Annotated in this window: 14 protein-coding genes; 1 reads left to right on the plus strand and 13 read right to left on the minus strand. The window is 70.6% G+C overall.

The window, feature by feature from the left end; translation table 11 throughout:
* Nucleotides 1–22 precede the first annotated feature (22 nt).
* The 8 genes from J2S63_RS02865 to J2S63_RS02900 form a co-directional block, all read right to left on the minus strand.
* Nucleotides 23–1,069 (minus strand): ABC transporter ATP-binding protein, encoded by a 1,047-nt coding sequence (locus J2S63_RS02865; RefSeq protein ID WP_425573296.1) that lies wholly within the window; start codon nucleotides 1,067–1,069, stop codon nucleotides 23–25.
* Nucleotides 1,066–2,151, minus strand: coding sequence for an ABC transporter ATP-binding protein (locus tag J2S63_RS02870; RefSeq protein WP_310298361.1), 1,086 nt, complete (start codon nucleotides 2,149–2,151; stop codon nucleotides 1,066–1,068). Before J2S63_RS02870 ends, J2S63_RS02865 begins: the two co-directional genes overlap by 4 nt.
* Nucleotides 2,151–3,068 (minus strand): ABC transporter permease, encoded by a 918-nt coding sequence (locus tag J2S63_RS02875; protein ID WP_310298364.1) that lies wholly within the window; start codon nucleotides 3,066–3,068, stop codon nucleotides 2,151–2,153. Before J2S63_RS02875 ends, J2S63_RS02870 begins: the two co-directional genes overlap by 1 nt.
* On the minus strand, nucleotides 3,061–4,062 hold the full coding sequence (locus J2S63_RS02880; protein ID WP_310298365.1) for an ABC transporter permease: 1,002 nt from the start codon (nucleotides 4,060–4,062) through the stop codon (nucleotides 3,061–3,063). The genes J2S63_RS02875 and J2S63_RS02880 overlap by 8 nt, the downstream gene beginning before the upstream one ends.
* Before the next feature lie 123 nt (nucleotides 4,063–4,185).
* Nucleotides 4,186–5,826: a peptide ABC transporter substrate-binding protein gene (locus tag J2S63_RS02885; RefSeq protein WP_310298368.1), complete on the minus strand. Its 1,641-nt coding sequence runs from the start codon at nucleotides 5,824–5,826 to the stop codon at nucleotides 4,186–4,188.
* Between the two features lie 127 nt (nucleotides 5,827–5,953).
* Entirely contained in the window at nucleotides 5,954–7,750 is a 1,797-nt protein-coding gene (aspS, locus tag J2S63_RS02890) for an aspartate--tRNA ligase (protein ID WP_310298370.1), read from the minus strand.
* Nucleotides 7,747–9,108 carry a histidine--tRNA ligase gene (gene hisS / locus J2S63_RS02895; RefSeq protein WP_310298373.1) on the minus strand — a complete coding sequence of 454 codons (1,362 nt, stop codon included), beginning with the start codon at nucleotides 9,106–9,108 and terminating at the stop codon, nucleotides 7,747–7,749. The genes aspS and hisS overlap by 4 nt, the downstream gene beginning before the upstream one ends.
* Nucleotides 9,109–9,159: 51 nt before the next feature.
* The gene (locus tag J2S63_RS02900; protein ID WP_310298376.1) at nucleotides 9,160–9,885 is read right to left on the minus strand and encodes an MBL fold metallo-hydrolase; all 726 of its coding nucleotides are present in this window, start codon (nucleotides 9,883–9,885) and stop codon (nucleotides 9,160–9,162) included.
* Nucleotides 9,886–10,073: 188 nt separating this feature from the next.
* On the opposite strand from J2S63_RS02900, the gene J2S63_RS02905 reads away from it, so the two are divergent.
* Nucleotides 10,074–11,519 carry a DUF349 domain-containing protein gene (locus J2S63_RS02905; protein WP_310298379.1) on the plus strand — a complete coding sequence of 482 codons (1,446 nt, stop codon included), beginning with the start codon at nucleotides 10,074–10,076 and terminating at the stop codon, nucleotides 11,517–11,519.
* On the opposite strand, the gene J2S63_RS02910 is transcribed toward J2S63_RS02905, so the two are convergent.
* The 5 genes from J2S63_RS02910 to yajC all read right to left on the minus strand — a co-directional run bounded on the left by J2S63_RS02910 (nucleotide 11,509) and on the right by yajC (nucleotide 17,936).
* Nucleotides 11,509–13,737, minus strand: a complete 2,229-nt coding sequence (locus J2S63_RS02910; RefSeq protein WP_310306565.1) for a RelA/SpoT family protein — start codon at nucleotides 13,735–13,737, stop codon at nucleotides 11,509–11,511. The two genes, J2S63_RS02905 and J2S63_RS02910, sit on opposite strands and share 11 nt — an antisense overlap.
* Before the next feature lie 230 nt (nucleotides 13,738–13,967).
* Complete coding sequence (locus J2S63_RS02915; RefSeq protein ID WP_310306566.1) at nucleotides 13,968–14,498, minus strand: adenine phosphoribosyltransferase; 531 nt, start codon at nucleotides 14,496–14,498, stop codon at nucleotides 13,968–13,970.
* A 50-nt stretch (nucleotides 14,499–14,548) separates the two neighbouring features.
* Complete coding sequence (gene secF, locus J2S63_RS02920) at nucleotides 14,549–15,817, minus strand: protein translocase subunit SecF (RefSeq protein ID WP_310298381.1); 1,269 nt, start codon at nucleotides 15,815–15,817, stop codon at nucleotides 14,549–14,551.
* Nucleotides 15,814–17,568 (minus strand): protein translocase subunit SecD, encoded by a 1,755-nt coding sequence (gene secD / locus J2S63_RS02925; protein ID WP_310298383.1) that lies wholly within the window; start codon nucleotides 17,566–17,568, stop codon nucleotides 15,814–15,816. Before secD ends, secF begins: the two co-directional genes overlap by 4 nt.
* A complete protein-coding gene (gene yajC, locus J2S63_RS02930; RefSeq protein WP_310298386.1) occupies nucleotides 17,568–17,936 on the minus strand; it encodes a preprotein translocase subunit YajC in 369 nt (122 codons plus the stop codon). Before yajC ends, secD begins: the two co-directional genes overlap by 1 nt.
* Nucleotides 17,937–17,987: the final 51 nt, after the last annotated feature.

Genomic DNA, 17,987 nt, shown 5'->3' on the forward strand with positions numbered 1-17,987 from the left:
CCTACGTGGGCCCGCGCGGGGCTCAGTCGCCGGCGCCGACCACGTTGCGGACCTCCGCGAAGTGGCAGGCCGAGGGGTGCGGGTCGGCCTGGCGGTCGACGAGCAGCGGCTCCTCGGTCGCGCAGATCTCCTGCGCCTTCCAGCACCGGGTGCGGAAGCGGCAGCCCGACGGCGGGTTGGCCGGCGAGGGCAGGTCGCCCTGCAGCACGATCTGGTCGCGGAGGCCGCGCAGCGTCGGGTCAGGCACGGGTACGGCGGACAGGAGCGCCTGGGTGTAGGGGTGCGTCGGCCGCTCGTAGAGCGCCTGGTCGTCACCGATCTCGACGATCTTGCCGAGGTACATCACCGCGACCCGGTCGGCGATGTGGCGCACCACCGACAGGTCGTGGGCGACGAAGACGTAGGAGAGGCCGAGCTCGTCCTGGAGCCGCTCGAGCAGGTTGATCACCTGCGCCTGGACCGAGACGTCGAGGGCCGAGACCGGCTCGTCGCAGATGATCACCTCGGGCCGCAGGGCCAGGGCCCGGGCGATGCCGATGCGCTGGCGCTGACCGCCGGAGAACTGGTGCGGGTAGCGGTTGTAGTGCTCGGGGCTCAGGCCCACCACCTCGAGCAGCTCCTGCACCTTCTGCTTGCGCTGACCCTTGGGGGCCGCGTCGGGGTGCACCTCGAAGGGCTCCCCCACGATGTCGCCGACCGTCATGCGCGGGTCGAGCGAGGAGTAGGGGTCCTGGAAGATGATCTGGACGTTGCGGCGCACCTCGCGCAGGCGCCGCTCCTTCATCCCGACGAGCTCCTCGCCGTTGAGCTTCACCGAGCCGTCGGTGGCCTTCTGCAGGCCCATGAGCACCCGGCTGAGGGTCGACTTGCCGCAGCCGGACTCGCCCACGAGGCCCAGGGTCTCGCCGCGGTGCAGCTGGAGGGAGACCCCGTCGACCGCCTTGACGTGGCCGATCGTGCGCTTGAAGACGATGCCCTGGGTGATCGGGAAGTACTTCTTGACGTCGGTGGCCTCGAGCACGACCTCGCTGGTGCGCGAGGTGCGCACCCGCTCGTCCTGGACGGTCACGATCCGAGCACCTCCTCGTAGTAGTGGCACGCGCTCTGGCGGGGGGACCCCGCACCGGGGCCGGACTTCACCGGGTCGGCCACGTCGTAGAGCGGCGGCACCTCACGCTCGCACTTGTCCTTCTTGAAGGCGCACCGGGGGTGGAAGTTGCAGCCGGTGGGCAGCTGGGTGAGGTTGGGCGGCAGCCCGCTGATCGAGGCCAGCTGCTGGCCCTTCATGTCCAGGCGCGGGATCGACTCCAGGAGCGCCTTGGTGTAGGGGTGCGCCGGCGCGGAGTAGATCGACATCACGTCGGCGCGCTCGACGACCCGGCCGGCGTACATCACGCAGATCTTGTCGGCCACGTCGGCGACCACACCCATGTCGTGGGTGATCAGGATGAGCCCCATGTCGCGCTCCTCCTGCATGTCCTTGAGCAGGCGCATGATCTGGGCCTGCACGGTCACGTCGAGGGCGGTGGTCGGCTCGTCGGCGATGAGCACGTCGGGATCGAGGGCCAGCGACATCGCGATCATCACGCGCTGCCGCATGCCGCCGGAGAACTGGTGGGGGTAGTCGTCGACGCGGTTCTTGGCGTCCGGGATGCCGACCATGTCCAGCAGCCGGGCGGCCTCCTTCTTGGCGTCCCCCCGCGACATGCCACGGTGCTCCCGGAACAGCTCGCCGAGCTGCCAGCCGACGGTGAAGACCGGGTTGAGCGAGCTGAGTGCGTCCTGGAAGACCATGGCGATGCGGTTGGACCGCACCTTGCGGCGCTTGTCGTCGGACAGCTTGAGGAGGTCCACGCCCTGCAGGAGCACCTCGCCGCCCTCGATCTTGGCCGGCGGCGAGTCGAGGATGCCCATGATCGCCTGCGCGGTGACGGACTTGCCGCAGCCGGACTCGCCCAGGATGCCGAGGGTCTCGCCCGCGTTGAGGACGAAGTCGAGACCGTTGACCGCGTGGGCCACGCCCTCCCGCGTGTGGAAGTCCACGCGCAGGCCCTTGACCTCCAGCAGCGGCGCCGTGGGGTCGAAGTCCACCCCCGAGATGGACTTGTCGTGCGTCTGGCGGGGTCCGCTCGAGATCGCCTCGGTGGTCATCAACGGCCTCTCGGGTCGAGTGCGTCGCGCAGCACGTCGCCGAGCAGGATGAAGCTCAGGACGGTGATGATCAGCGCCGCGCACGGGAAGATCAGCAGGTGCGGGTTGCCGGAGACGGCGTAGCCCTCTCCCTGGGCGACCAGGATGCCCCACGAGATCGCCGGCGGCTGGAGACCGACGCCGAGGAACGTCAGCGTGGCCTCCGCCGAGACGTAGGTGCCGACGTAGAGCGTCGAGAGCACGATGATCGGCGACAGCGCGTTGGGCAGGATGTGCTTGCGGATCAACCAGAAGTTCGACGCCCCGAGCGCGCGCGAGGCCTCCACGAAGTCCTGGTCGCGCAGGCTGATCACCGTGCCGCGCACGATGCGCGTCATCGAGGTCCAGCCCAGCGCCACGAGCACGATCGAGACCGACGTGCCGTTCTGCTGCTGGAGGAGGGCGAGGAACATCAGCGCGCCGAGCAGGAACGGCAGGCCCAGCACGACGTCGGTGAACCGGCTGATGAGGGTGTCGGTCCAGCCGCCGTAGAAGCCCGACAGCACGCCCAGCGTGCCACCGATCAGCGCGGTCAGGATCGTGACGATCACGGCGATGAAGATCGAGGGCCGCGCCCCGTAGATGATGTGGGTGTACATGTCGCAGCCGAGGATCGTCGAGCCGAAGACGTGGCCCTCGCTCGGTCCCTTGCGGGCGCTGGTGAGGATGCACTTGTCCGGGCTGGTGTGGGTCCACAGGCTCGGGAACAGCGCCATGGACACGACCAGGAGCACGATCAGCGTGCTGACGATGAACACCGGGCTGCGCCGCAGCTGAGCCCAGGCGTCGGCCCACAGGCTGCCCGCGCCCGCGCCCGCGCCCTCGCCGGGCGGGGTCGGGGAGTTCTCGACCTCCTGGGTCGTCACGGTGCTACTCATAGCGGATCCTCGGGTCGAGTACGGCGTACAGCAGGTCGACGAACAGCGAGGCCACCAGGAAGACCAGGGTCAGCAGCGTCGCCACCGCGATGACCACCGGTGTCTGGCCACCGCGCACCGACACGAAGGTCAGGCCGCCGATGCCGGGGATGTTGAAGATGCCCTCGGTGACGAGCGCGCCCGCCATGAGGGTCCCGATGTCGATGCCGATGTAGGTCACCACCGGGATGAGCGAGTTGCGCAGCGCGTGGATGCCCACGATGCGGCGCTGCTGCAGGCCCTTGGCGCGGGCCGTGCGCACGTAGTCGGACCGGAGGGTCTCGATGAGCGAGGTCCTCGTGAGCCGAGCGATGAAGCCCAGCGACAGTCCGCCCAGCACGATCGCCGGGACCACGAGACTGGCCCACGGATGGTCGGGGCGGTAGGTCACCGAGAACATCGCCTCGACCCAGTCGGGTGCTCCTCGGTCCTTGACCCACTTGCCGATGTAGAGGCCGCTGAGGATCTGCATCAGCACGCCGAAGACGAAGACGGGGACCGAGATCAGCAGCACCGTCGAGACGCGGACGAAGTTGTCGGCGAACGAGTCCTTGCGCAACCCGGCCAGCACGCCGGCGACGATGCCGACGAGCGACTCGAAGACGATGGCGAGGGCGGTCAGACGGAGGGTGATCGGCGCGGCGCGACCGATGAGGTCGAGCGTCGACTGCCGGTTGAAGTCGGTGCCGAAGTCGCCGTGGGCGTAGTTGCCGAGCCGCTCGAAGAACATCCCGAGGCACGGGTTGCCGGTGTGGTTCAGGCAGGGGTCGTCCAGGCCGAAGGACCGCGTGAGCGTCGCGATCGTCTCCGGCGGCGGCTGACGGTCACCGAACAACGAGCGGATCGGGTTGCCGCTGATCTGGAACGACAGGGTCTGCAGGTAGTGCAGCAGGAACATGGTGCCCAGCAGCACCGGGATGAACTGGAGCAGTCTTCGGATGGTGTAGCGACCCACGCTCTGACCTCCTCACGGGATCGGGGGGCTCGGACGTGCAGGCGAGCGTCGGGCGAGTGCGGACCCCGGTTGGGGCCCACACTCGCCCGATCGTCTCAGATGGTCAATACGGCTGACCGTAGGTCAGCTGTTGACCGTGACGTCCTTCAGCAGGAGCTGGTCGAGCGGGCTGTAGCCCACGTTGTCGACGTTCTGGCTGCTGAGGATGAAGGTCTGGCCGAACCACAGCGGGATGACGACCATGTCCTTGAGGACGACGTCGGCCGCTGCCTGGTAGTCCGGCAGGCCCTCCTCGACGGTGGCCGCCGAGTTGCCCTTGTCGATGAGCGACAGGAACTTGTCGTGCTCCGGGCCCTTCCAGTCGCCGTAGTTGGAGCTACCGGCGCCGTACAGCGGGTCGAGGTAGTTCTCCGGGGACGGGTAGTCCGGCAGCCAGCCGAGACGGTAGGGACCGTCCACCTTGCTGCGGGTGCCCAGCGTGTTGAGGTAGGGGGTGAAGGGCTGCGACTTGAACTCGAAGTCCACGCCGAGGACCTGCTTCCAGCCCTGGGCCATCGCCTGCACCCACTCCTCGTGGCCGCCGTCGTTGTTGAACCAGATCTTGATCTTGTTGCCCGGCACACCACCGGCCTCGTCCCAGAGCTTCTTGGCCTGCTCGGGGTCGTACTTGCAGAACTCGCAGGCGTCGTCGCGGCCGCCCGGCACGAAGCCCGGGATCAGGTCGGTAGCCGGCTTGTAGAGGCCGTTGAGGACGTTGTCGATGATCGCCTGGCGGTCGATGGCCAGCGAGAGCGCCTCGCGGATCTTCGGGTTGTCGTAGGGCTTCTGGTAGAAGGGGAAGCCGAAGTACGAGAACGAGCCCGAGTCGGTCTTGAGGATCTGGTCGGGGTAGGAACCCTCGGCCTGCTTCTGCTGGGTGGCGTCGACCTGGTTGACGATGTCGAGCTCACCGGACTGGAAGTCGCGGTAGGCGGTCTTGAGGTCGCCGTAGAGCTTGAACGTGATGCCGTCGGCCTTGCCGTCGGTCGCGTCGTCGGAGTACTTGTCGTAGTGCTTCAGCGTGATGGACTGGTTGTGCTTCCACGCCTCGGCGAACTCGTAGGGGCCGTTGCCGATCGGCTTCTCGTTGCAGGCCTTGATGTCGGCCTCGCACGCCTTCGCCATGGGGGCGAACGCCGGGGTGTAGGACATGACCAGCGGCCACTGCGAGAACGGCTTGGTGAGCTGGACCTCGATGGTCTTGTCGTCGACGGCCTTGAGGCCCGACATCTCCTTGGACTTGGGCTTCTTGCCCTGGAGGTCGTCGTAGCCCTTCACCTTGCCGAAGAAGAAGCCGACCTGGGTGGCGTTGGGGCCGTAGGCGGCGTAGTTCCACGCGCGCACGAACGACTCGGCGTTGACCGGCTCACCGTTGTGGAAGGTGAAGCCGTCCTTGAGCTTGATCGTCCACTTGGCGCCGTCCTCGGAGTTGATCGACTCCGCCATGCCGAGCTTCTGCTCGGTGGTCTTGGGGTCGATCGACAGCAGGCCGGTCCAGACCAGGCCGATGATCTGCGAGCAGCCGGACGAGTAGCAGGCGCTGGTCGGTGCGAACGCCTCGGGCTCCGCCTCCGACACGCTGAAGCTGCCGCCCTTGGCGCCGGAACCGCCACCCGAACCGCCGGACCCGCCGTTGCCGTCGTCCGAACCCCCGCCACAACTGGCGAGGATCAGGGCGGCAGCCACGGGCAGCGCGAGCGTCGACAGACGCTTCATTCGCCTCATGGGATGTCCTCCATCACGTGGAACTTGTCATGGCGCGGGACGTAGGTCACGCCCGCGCGGAGCCCACCTCACCACACCGTTCGGGGCGAGGTCACGATCGTCGACTGAGTCGGGACTGAGTCGTGTCCTAACCGTTATCCGCACCGGGGACCGGCCCCGGCTCCTTCGTGGCCGGGGCGTCGACGCCGGCCTCGGCGCGCTGCTCCGGGCTGATCGGCGCGGGGGCCGCGGTGAGCGGGTCGAAGCCGCCGCCGGTCTTGGGGAAGGCGATGACGTCGCGGATCGAGTCGGTGCCGCTCAGCAGGGCGCAGACCCGGTCCCACCCGAAGGCGATGCCGCCGTGCGGCGGGGCGCCGTACTTGAAGGCCGAGAGCAGGAAGCCGAACTTCTCCTCGGCCTCCTCCTCGCCGAGGCCCATCACCGCGAAGACGCGCTTCTGGACGTCCTCGCGGTGGATACGGATCGACCCGCCACCGATCTCGTTGCCGTTGCAGACGATGTCGTAGGCCCAGGCCAGCGCGTCGCCCGGGTCGGTGTCGAAGGTGGCGGTGTCCTGGGGCGAGGTGAAGGCGTGGTGGACCGCGGTCCACGCGCCCGAGCCGACCGCCACGTCCCCCGCGGCCGTCGCGTCACCCGCGGGCTCGAACAGCGGGGCGTCGACGACCCACACGAAGCTCCAGGCCGACTCGTCGATCAGCCCGCAGCGACGACCGATCTCGAGGCGGGCGGCGCCGAGGAGCGCGCGGCTCGACCTCACCGGGCCGGCGCCGAAGAACACGCAGTCGCCCGGCTTCGCGCCGACGTGCTCGGCGAGGCCCGCCTTCTCCGCGTCGGAGAGGTTCTTGGCGACCGGGCCGCCCAGCTCGCCGTCCTCCTGCACCAGGACGTAGGCCAGGCCACGTGCCCCGCGCTGCTTGGCCCACTCCTGCCAGGCGTCGAGCTGCTTGCGCGGCTGGCTCGCGCCACCGGGCATGACGACCGCCCCGACGTACGGCGCCTGGAAGACGCGGAACGGGGTGTCGGCGAAGAACTCGGTGCAGTCGGTGAGCTCGAGGTCCAGGCGCAGGTCGGGCTTGTCGGAGCCGTAGCGCGCCATCGCCTCGGCGTAGGTGATGCGCGGGATCGGGGTGGTGATCTCGTGGCCGATGAGGGCCCACAGGCGGGTCAGGATCGCCTCGCCCAGCTCGATCACGTCGTCCTGGTCGACGAACGACATCTCGATGTCGAGCTGGGTGAACTCGGGCTGACGGTCGGCGCGGAAGTCCTCGTCGCGGTAGCAGCGGGCGATCTGGAAGTAGCGCTCCATCCCGCCGACCATGAGCAGCTGCTTGAACAGCTGGGGGCTCTGCGGCAGGGCGTACCAGCTGCCCGGCCGCAGGCGCGCCGGCACGAGGAAGTCGCGCGCGCCCTCGGGGGTCGAGCGGGTCAGCGTCGGGGTCTCCACCTCGACGAAGCGGCGCTCGTGCAGCACCTCGCGCGCGGCGTGGTTGACCTCCGAGCGCAGGCGGATCGCGGCAGCCGGGCCGCTGCGCCGCAGGTCGAGGTAGCGGTGCGCCAGGCGCACCTCCTCCCCCACCTCGACGTGGTCGCTGATCGGGAACGGCAGCGGCGCGGCGGCGGAGAGCACCTCGACGCCGCCGTCGGCGGACGCGACGACCTCGACCTCGCCGGTCGGCAGGTGGGGGTTCTCGTTGCCGGCCCTGCGGGCGACGACCTCGCCGACGACCTTGAGGCAGAACTCGCTGCGGAGGCTGTGGGCGACCGACTCGTCGCGCACCACCACCTGCACGACGCCGCTGGCGTCCCGCAGGTCGATGAAGGCCACCCCGCCGTGGTCGCGGCGGTTCGCCACCCAGCCGGCCAGGGTGACGACCTGGCCGACGTGCTCACTGCGGAGGGTGCCGGCTTCGTGGGTGCGGATCAACGCGATGCTCCTTGCTCGGTGCTGCTGGTGGTGATGCGGGCGGTGAGGTCGGCGGGGGGTGGGGTCCAGGCGTCGGGGTCGGCGCTCTGCTGGTCACCGGACCGGATGTCCTTGACCTCGTCGGGGCCGCCGTCGGTGCCGGGGAACCACACGTAGGGGATGCCGCGGCGCTCGGCGTACCGGATCTGCTTGCCGAACTTCTGGGCCGCGGCGGCGACCTCGCACGGGATGCCGCGGCGGCGCAGGCGCTGGGCGGTCGCGTCGCACGCCTCGCGGGCGTCCTCGTCGGGCAGCGCGACCAGCACGACGCTGGGCACCTGGCGGTCGGCGGCGAGGCCCTCGCGCTGCATGAGCGGGACCAGCAGCCGGGTGACGCCGAGCGAGATCCCGACCCCGGGGTAGGTCGTCCGCCCGTCGCTGGCCAGCGAGTCGTAGCGACCGCCCGAGCAGATCGAGCCGAGCCACTCATAGCCCTCGAGGCGGGTCTCGAAGACCGTGCCGGTGTAGTAGTCCAGGCCGCGCGCGATCTTGAGGTCGGCGACGATGCGCACCCGGTCGGAGACCAGGTCCGCGCACCGGCGTACGACGGCCGCGAGCTCCTCGAGCCCCTCGTCCAGGAGCGGGTCGGTGACCCCGAGGGCCCGCACCTGCGCCACGAACGAGTCGTCGGACGCCGAGATCGCGGCCAGCCCCAGGGCGGCGCCGGCCTGCACGTCGGTGAGCCCGGCCTCGATGACCAGGAGCCTGCGCACCTCGTCCTCGGGGAGCTTGTCGAGCTTGTCGACGACGCGCATGACCTCGTCGACGTCGGGGGCCCCGATGCCCTGGTAGAAGCCCTGGATCAGCTTGCGGTTGTTGACCTGGAGCGTGAGCGCCGGGAGGAAGTCGAGGCGGCCGAGGGCGTCGAGCATGACCCGGGCGACCTCGACGTCGTGGTGGAAGGGCAGCACGTCGCGGCCGACCACGTCGATGTCGGCCTGCGTGAACTCGCGGTAGCGACCCTCCTGCGGGCGCTCACCGCGCCACACCTTCTGGATCTGGTGGCGCCGGAAGGGGAACTCCAGCCGGCCCGCGTTCTCCAGCACGAAGCGGGCGAACGGCACGGTCAGGTCGAAGTGCAGCCCGAGGCCGGCGTGGCCCTCGGGCGAGGTCTCCTGCAGGCGGCGCAGGACGTAGACCTCCTTGGAGGTCTCGCCCTTGCGGAGCAGCTGGTCGAGCGGCTCGACGGCACGGGTCTCCAACGGAGCGAACCCGTGCAGCTCGAAGGTCTCCGCGAGCGTGCGCAGGACCTGCTGCTCGGCGATGCGCTGGGCGGGCAGCAGCTCGGGGAACCCGCTCAGCGCGGTCGGCTTGGCCATGGGTGTGTGTCTCCTGGGGCCCGGGGACGGGCGGTCGGTCGGGGTCGTGCCTCAGAGCCCGCGCGTGGGCGCCGCGGGGGCGCCGGCGTCAGGGTGGCCCTGACGCACCAGGTCGAGGAGGAACGGGTTGGTCGCCCGCTCGCGGCCGATGCTGGTCTGCTCGCCGTGACCCGGCAGCACGACCACGTCGTCGGCCAGGGGCAGCACCTTGGTCGCCAGGCTCCGCAACATCGTCGCATGGTCGCCACCGGGCAGGTCGGTGCGGCCGATCGAGCCGGCGAAGAGCAGGTCGCCGGAGAACATGACCTCCGAGACGTCGGCGGAGTCGTACGGCGTGCGGAAGGTGATCGAGCCCCGGGTGTGGCCGGGGGCGTGGTCGACGGCGAACCTCAGCCCGGCCAGCTCCAGCAGGCCGCCGTCGGTGACCTCACGGACGTCGTCGGGCTCGGCGAACTCGTACTTCCCGCCGAGCAGCATGCCGGCGGTCTCGCGCGACATGCCGGCCATCGGGTCGGAGAGCAGGTGGCGGTCCTCGGGGTGGACGTAGGCCGCGGCGTCGTAGGTGCCGGCGACCGGGGCCACGCACCACATGTGGTCGACGTGCCCGTGGGACACCATGACCGCGACCGGCTTGAGCCGGTGCTCGCGCACGACGTCGGCGACGCCCGGCGCGGCGTCCTTGCCTGGGTCGATGACGACGCACTCGCTCCGGGGGGAGTCGGCGACCACGTAGCAGTTGGTGCCCCATGGTCCGGCGGGGAATCCGGCGATGAACACGGGGGGCAGCCTACCGAGCGCCCGGCGGCCGTCCCCACCGAGATTCCGGGCGGGGCCTGCGGACTACCATGGCGGCGCGGGTCGCGCGGACGGCCTGCAGACGTGCACGACACTCCGCCGGGACCCTGACCGCACGGGTCCCGCACCAAGCGCCGGCCCCGGCCGGCGCCGACCCGAGGGGAAGCCCCATGACCGAGAGCCCGGAGACGCCCCACCCGGCCGAGACTCCCGAGAACCCGGCACCGGAGGCACCGGAGGCCCCGGCCGCGCAGGCACCGGCGTCGGAGGCACCGGCTCCCGCCCCCCGTCCCGGCCCGCGGCCCGTCCCCCGTCCGGGGCGACGCCCGGCCGCCGCGAAGGCCGCCGAGGCCGCGCCGGTCGTCCCGCAGGTCCCCGAGTCCGACCCGCGCCCCTGGGGCCGCGTCGACGAGGAGGGCAACGTCTACTGCAAGGTCGGCGACGGCGGCGAGGAGCGCCTGGTCGGCCAGACCCCCGACATGACGCCGGAGGCCGCCCTGGCCTTCTTCGGCCGCAAGTACGACGAGCTGCGGTTCGAGCTGGCGCTCCTCGAGCAGCGGGTCACCTCCGGCACCGCGGCCCCCGACGACGCCGCCGGCGCCCTCAAGCAGCTCAAGGCGCAGGTCCGCGACGCCCGCGTCGTGGGCGACCTCGCCGCCCTGGACTCGGTCCTGGCCACCCTCGACGAGGAGATCAAGGCCGAGCGCGAGAAGCGCAAGGCACGCCGCGCCGAGGAGGTGGCCGCGGCCCGCACCGCCAAGGAGCGCCTGGTCGCCGAGGCCGAGAAGATCTCCGGCGGCACCGACTGGCGCCACGGCGCCGACAAGCTGCGCACCCTGTTCGAGGAGTGGAAGGCGCTGCCCCGCCTCGACAAGCCCAGCGACGACGAGCTGTGGAAGCGCTACTCGGCCGCCCGCACGTCCTACACCCGCCGTCGCAAGGCGCACTACGCCGAGCAGTCCGAGAAGCGCGAGGCCGCCAAGGTGGTCAAGCTCAAGCTGGTCAAGCAGGCCGAGGCCCTGGCCACCTCGACCGACTGGGGCCCGACCGCGGGGGCGTTCCGCGACCTCATGCAGCAGTGGAAGGCCGCCGGCCCGGCCCCTCGCACCGAAGACGAGGAGCTCTGGCAGCGGTTCCGTGGCGCCCAGGACCAGTTCTTCAACGCGCGCGACGCGGTCAACAAGGCCACCGACGCGGAGTACGCCGGCAACGCCGAGGCCAAGGAGAAGCTCCTCACCGAGGCCGAGGCCCTGCTCCCGGTGACCGACCTGCAGGCCGCCAAGACCGCCTTCCGCGACATCGCCGAGCGCTGGGACGCCGCAGGCAAGGTGCCCCGCGACCGGATCAAGGACCTCGAGGGCCGCATGCGCAAGGTGGAGCAGGCGATCCGCTCCGTCGAGGACGCCCAGTGGAAGCGCTCCAACCCCGAGGCCCGGGCCCGCGCGGCCGACACGGTCGCCCAGCTCGAGGCCTCGATCGCCGATTTGCGGGCCAAGGCCGACAAGGCGCGTGCGGCGGGCAACGAGAAGAAGGCCGGCGAGCACGAGTCGGCCGCCGAGGCCCGCACCGCGTGGCTCGACCAGGCCCAGAAGGCACTGGAGGAGTTCAGCCGGTGATGCGCTGGGCGTCGAAGACGCCCTCCACGTGCCGCACCGCCCGCAGCACGTGACCCAGGTGCTTGGGGTCGGCCATCTCGAAGGTGAAGCGCGTGCGTGCGACCCGGTCGCGCCCGGTGGTCAGCGACGCCGACAAGATGTTGACGTGCATGTCGGAGAGCACCTTGGTCACGTCGGACAGCAGCCGTGAGCGGTCCAGGGCGTCGACCTGGATGTTGACCAGGAACATCGACTGAGCGGTCGGGGCCCACTCCACCTCGACCAGCCGCTCGGGGTGGCTGGTCAGCGCGGTGGCGTTGGTGCAGTCGGGGCGGTGCACCGAGACCCCCGAGCCGCGGGTGACGAAGCCGATGATCTCGTCGCCCGGCACGGGCGTGCAGCACTTGGCCACCTTGACCCACACGTCGCTGATCCCCTTGACCACGACGCCCGCGTCGCCGGCCGGCCGGCCGACCCGCGGCGGCTGGGTGATCGTGACGCTCTCGGCGAGGTCCTCGGTCGCCCCGATCTCGCCGCCGAACAGGTCGATCAGGCGGTGGACGACGTGCTGGGCGCCGATGGTGCCCTCCCCCACCGCGGCGTAGAGGGCGGAGACGTCGGCCAGCCGCAGGTCGGCGGCGACCGCGCTCAGGCTGTCGTGGGTCATCAGTCGCTTGAGGGCGACGCCCTCCTTGCGCATCAGCCGCGCGATCTGCTCCTTGCCCCGCTCGGAGGCCTCCTCGCGGCGCTCCTTGAGGAACCACTGACGGATCTTGCCGCGCGCCCGCGGGGACTTGACGAAGCCCAGCCAGTCGCGGCTGGGGCCCGCCCCGTCGGACTTGGAGGTGAACACCTCGACCACGTCGCCGTTGTCGAGCGTGGACTCCAGCGGCACCAGCCGGCCGTTGACCCGGGCACCGATCGCGCGGTGCCCGACCTCGGTGTGGATGGCGTAGGCGAAGTCGACCGGCGTCGACCCCGCCGGGAGGGCGATGACGTCACCGGCCGGGGTGAAGACGTAGACCTCGGTGGAGTTGATCTCGAACCGCAGCGACTCCAGGAACTCGTCGGGGTCGACGGTGTCCTGCTGCCAGTCGATCAGCTGGCGCACCCACGCCATGTCGCCGTTCTCGCCGGCGCGGCGGTCGGTGTCCTGCCCGCCTCGCACGTCCTCCTTGTACTTCCAGTGCGCCGCGACGCCGTACTCCGCCCTGCGGTGCATGGCGTGCGTGCGGATCTGGATCTCGACCGGCTTGCCGCCCGGACCGATCACCGTGGTGTGCAGCGACTGGTACATGTTGAACTTCGGCATCGCCACGAAGTCCTTGAACCGGCCCGGGACGGGGTTCCAGCGGGCGTGGATCGCACCGAGGGCGGCGTAGCAGTCGCGGTCGTCGTCGACCAGGATGCGCAGGCCGATGAGGTCGTAGATGTCGGAGAACTCGCGGCCCCGCACGATCATCTTCTGGTAGATCGAGTAGTAGTGCTTGGGCCGACCGGTGACCGTCGCCTTGACCCGCGAGCTGCGCAGGTCCTGCTCGACCAGCTCGGTGACGGTGCGCAGGAAGCTGTTGCGCGACGGCGCCCGCTCGGCGACCAGCCGCACGATCTCGTCGTACATCTTGGGGTGCAGGGTGGCGAAGGCGAGGTCCTCCAGCTCCCACTTGATCGTGTTCATGCCGAGCCGGTGGGCCAACGGCGCGAAGATCTCGAGGGTCTCCTTGGCCTTGCGGACCTGGGAGGACTGCTTGGTGTAGCGCAGCGTGCGCATGTTGTGCAGGCGGTCGGCGAGCTTGATCACGAGCACGCGGATGTCGCGGCTCATCGCCACGATCATCTTGCGGATGGTCTCGGCCTGGGCGGACTCGCCGTACTTGACCTTGTCGAGCTTGGTGACCCCGTCGACGAGCTGGGCGACCTCCTCGCCGAACTCCGCGCGCAGCTCCTCGAGGGTGTAGTCGGTGTCCTCGACCGTGTCGTGCAGCAGCGAGGCCACGAGCGTCGGCTCGGTCATGCCGAGCTCGGCCAGGATGACCGTGACCGCGAGCGGGTGGGTGATGTAGGGCTCGCCGCTCTGGCGCTTCTGGTGGCGGTGGGCGTGCTCGGCGACCCGGTAGGCGCGCTCGAGCAGCGCGAGGTCGGCCTTGGGGTGGTTGGCCCGGACCGCACGGAACAGGGGCTCCAGCACCGGGGAGTTGGACTGCCCACGACCGCCGATGCGTGCCAGGCGGGTGCGCATGCGACCCGCCTGGGCGGCCGGGGTCGAGACCTCCGGGCGGTGCTCGACCGGCTCGGGCAGCCGCTCCGGGACGCGGGGCGCGACGGCCTCTCCCGGAGCGTCGTCCGAGGACTCGCGGGGACGTGGCTCAGCGGCTGCCGTGGACAACCGCTCCTCGCTCATCGCCGTCCCCTTCCTGCTCCGGGGACCAGTCTAGGCGGGAGGTCGCGCGGACGGCCCGCGCGCTCGCACTAGATGGTGTAGAGCGAGTGGAGGGGGGTCTCGCCCAGGGCCTCGCGGCCGGGGAGGAACGAGAGGTCCATCAGCACGGCGACCGCGATGACCTCGCCGCCACAGGCCTCGACCAGCTCCTTGGTGGCGTTGACCGTGCCGCCGGTGGCCAGGACGTCGTCGACCACGAGCACCTTGTCGCCCGGCTCGATGGCGTCCTGGTGCATCTCGAGCGTCGCCTCGCCGTACTCCAGGGCGTAGGAGACCGCGTGCGTCGGCCCGGGCAGCTTGCCGGCCTTGCGGACCGGCACGAACCCGGTGCGCAGGCGCAGGGCGACCGGCGCGGCGAGGATGAACCCGCGCGCCTCGATGCCGAGCACCTTGTCCACGCGCGGCTCCCCCGCCTCGTCCAGGGCCGCGGCCGCGAGCCCGTTGACGACCGCGGTGAACCCGTCGTGGTCGGCCAGCAGGGGCGAGATGTCCTTGAAGACGATGCCCGGCTTGGGGAAGTCCTCGACGTCACGGATGAGCTGGTCGATGCGGTCGTGCAGCTCCTGGGGCGAGAGCTCGTGCGGGGGCACGGGCGTGACCACCGCGTCGCTCACTTCTTGCCGCGCTGCGAGCGTGGCTTGCGCGTGGGCTGCGGGCGCCGGGCCGCCGAGGTGTCGCCGAGCGGGATCGAGCGCTTGTCGGTGGACCGCTCCCCCGCCGAGAAGCGACCGGGCGCAGCACCCGTGACGGGGCGGCCGCCGTTGCGCGGCTCGTCGTCGACGTCGTGGAGATCGTCGTCGGCGACGGCGCGCCCGCGCGAGGCGGCCGGCTCGTCGTAGACCGGCATGTCGTCGGAGTACGCCGGCACCGAGGCGTAGCGGTCGACCTCGCGTCGGCTGCGGTGCTTGCGCGCACGGGCGTCGCCCGCCCTGACCCCCGGCTCGCGCTCCTTGAGCTGCACGAGCAGCGGGGTGGCGATGAAGATCGAGGAGTAGGCACCGGCGGCCATGCCGACGAACAGCGCCAGGGCGAGGTCCTTGAGGGCGCCGGAGCCGAGGTAGACCGCGCCGACGTAGAGCAGGGCGCCGACCGGCAGCAGCGCCACGACCGAGGTGTTGATCGACCGGACCAGGGTCTGGTTGACCGCGAGGTTGGCGGACTCGGCGTAGGTCCGGTGCATGCGCTTGCCGGACGCGACGTTCTCCCGCACCTTGTCGAACACGACGACGGTGTCGTAGAGGGAGAAGCCGAGGATGGTGAGGAAGCCGGTGACGGTCGCCGGGGTGACCTCGAACCGCGACCAGGCATAGACCCCGACGGTGATCACCAGGTCGTGCGCCAGCGCGACGATCGCGGCCACCGACATCTTCCACTCGCGGAAGTAGCCCCAGATCATCAGGATCACCAGGCCGACGAACACCCCGAGGCCGAGCAGCGCCCGGTTGGCGACGGCCCGGCCCCACGAGGGCCCGATCACGTCCTGGCTGATGTCGTCGGCGCGGACGCCGGCGGTCTTCTGGATGATCTCCGAGACCTTGTCGGCCTCGTCGGTGGTCAGCGGCTCGGTCTGGATGCGGATGTTGTCGCTGCCCGAGGTGTTGACGATCGGCGCCTTCGCGGCGTCGACGCCGGCGCCGGCGACCGCCTCGCGGATGTCGGTCACCGCGCCCGGGGTGGCGTTGCCCTGGCCCATCGCGACGCGGTACTCCACGCCGCCCTCGAACTCGATGCCCATGTTGAGCTTGGGGAGGAGGAGACCGGCGACCGAGACCAGCACGATGACGGCCGAGATGGAGTACCACAGCAGCTTGCGACCGACGAAGTCGATCGAGATCGTGCCGTCGTACAGGTCGTGGCCGAAGCGGGAGAGCTTGCTCATCGGGCACCTCCAGCGGCGGCCGTGGGGATCGGGGCCGGCTTGCGACCGACGTGCTCGGGGGACAGCCCGGACCAGCTGGAGCCGGTGCGGAACATCTTGAACCGGGCCAACCAGGTGACCATCGGCTTGGTGAACCAGAAGAACACGATCAGGTCGATGACCGTGCTGATGCCCAGCGCGAACGCGAAGCCCTTCACCACGCCGATCGCGAAGACGTAGAGCACGACCGCGGCCAGCAGCGAGACCGCGTCAGCGGCCACACAGGTGGCCCGGGCGCGGACCCACGCCGCCTCGACCGCGACCCGCAGGGTCTTGCCCTCGCGGAGCTCGTCGCGCAGGCGTTCGAAGTAGACGATGAACGAGTCGGCGGTGATGCCGACCGCGACGATGAGGCCGGCGATGCCGGGCAGCGTCAGGGTGAACCCGGCGTTCTCGCTGAGGAAGATGACCGCGGCGTAGGTGATCGCGGCGGCGATGCCCAACGAGGCGACCACCACGACGCCGAGCGCGCGGTAGTAGAGCATGCAGTAGACGATCACCAGGAGCATTCCGACCCCGCCCGCGAGCAGGCCCGCGTCGAGCTGGTCGGCGGCCAGGGTCGGGCCCTCGACGGTCTCCAGCGGCACCTCGAACTTCAGCGGCAGCGCGCCGTACTTCAGCGAGTTGGCCAGCGACCGGGCCTCTGTCTGGTTGAAGTCACCGGTGATCTGCGGCCGGCCGTCGGCGATCGGGGAGATCACGCGCGGAGCGGAGAGGACCTTGCCGTCGAGCACGATCGCGAAGAGCTCGTTGGTGCCGGCCATGGACCGGGTCACGTCGGCGAAGGTCTTGGTGGCCTTGCCGTTGAAGTCCAGCGTGACGACGTACTTCGCCTCGTTCTGCGGCACGCCGTAGTCGGCGCTGTCGAGCTGGGTGCCCTCGATGATCGCCGGGGAGAGGAGGTACTTGTTGCCGTCCTTGTCGCAGGCGAGCAGCGGCTTGGACGGGTCGTCGTTGACGGTGGCCTCGGCATCGCAGGTGAAGTTCTGGAATTTGGCCAGGTTGACCGGGTCGGGGTTGCGCATCCAGGCCAGCTGCTCCTCGACCGAGCTCGTGTCGGTCGGGACCGGCGCGGCCGAGGGCTGCGCGGCGGGGCTGGTCGGCTGGGCCTGCGGCGTGGCCGAGGGCTTGGCCGAGCCCTGGGGCTTGGGCTTGGGCTTGGGCGAGGGGGTGGGCGCGAGCGCGGCCGCGCGACCGGCGGGGCTGGAGGACGAGCCCGCGGAGGCCTTCGGCTCGGGGGACGAGGACGGCGCCGCGCCGGGCGACCCGCTCGGCTTGCTGGTCGGGTTGCTGCTCGGCGAGCCGCTCGGGGACGGCGAGGGCTGGGCCTGGGGGGTGCCCGGCGCGCTGGCGGCCACGAGCCGGAAGCGCAGCTGGGCCTGCTGCTTGACCGTGTTGACCAGGTCCTTGCGCTCCTTGCCGGGGATCTCGACCACGATCTGGTCGTTGCCCTGCACGGTGACCTCGGACTCCGAGACACCGGAGGCGTTGACCCGGCTGTCGATGATCTCGGCGGCCTCCTTCATCTTCTCGGGGGTGATCTGCTCACCCGTCGCGGTCGAGGCGGTCAGGGTGATCCGGGTGCCACCCTGCAGGTCCAGCCCCAGCTTGGGCTTCCAGACGCCGTTGAGCGCCAGGCCGACGTACATCACGACGATCGCCAGGACGAACAGGACGAGGGTGCGGCCCGGACGCGAGCGCTTCGCAGCCATCAGTTGCTCCGGTGGGGGTCGTCGGGGGTGTCGGTCCCGGGGTCCGGCACGGGGTCGGGCTCGACCTCGTGGGCGACCTCGGGGTCGCTGTCGATGGGTGCGGTCACGACCTTGAGGACCGCGCCGCGGGCGACCTTGACCTCGGTCCCGGGCGCCAGCTCCAGCATGAGACAGTCACCCGCCGCCGGGTCGTCGACCTCGGCAGTGACCCGACCGAAGAAGCCGGCGTTGGTCATCACCTCGTCGCCGACACCCACCGCGCGCTGGGTGTTCAGCATCTCCATCTGCCGCTTGCGCTGCGGCCGGATGAGGAGGAGCCAGAAAGCAACGGCCAACAGGACCAACCAGAGGAGCTCAGCTCCGCCCACGAGGGTGTCCTTCCAGGGTCGACGTGCACGCCCGAGCGTGCGGGAGGGCAT

This window comes from Nocardioides marmoribigeumensis, assembly GCF_031458325.1.
Lineage (GTDB): Bacteria > Actinomycetota > Actinomycetes > Propionibacteriales > Nocardioidaceae > Marmoricola_A > Marmoricola_A marmoribigeumensis.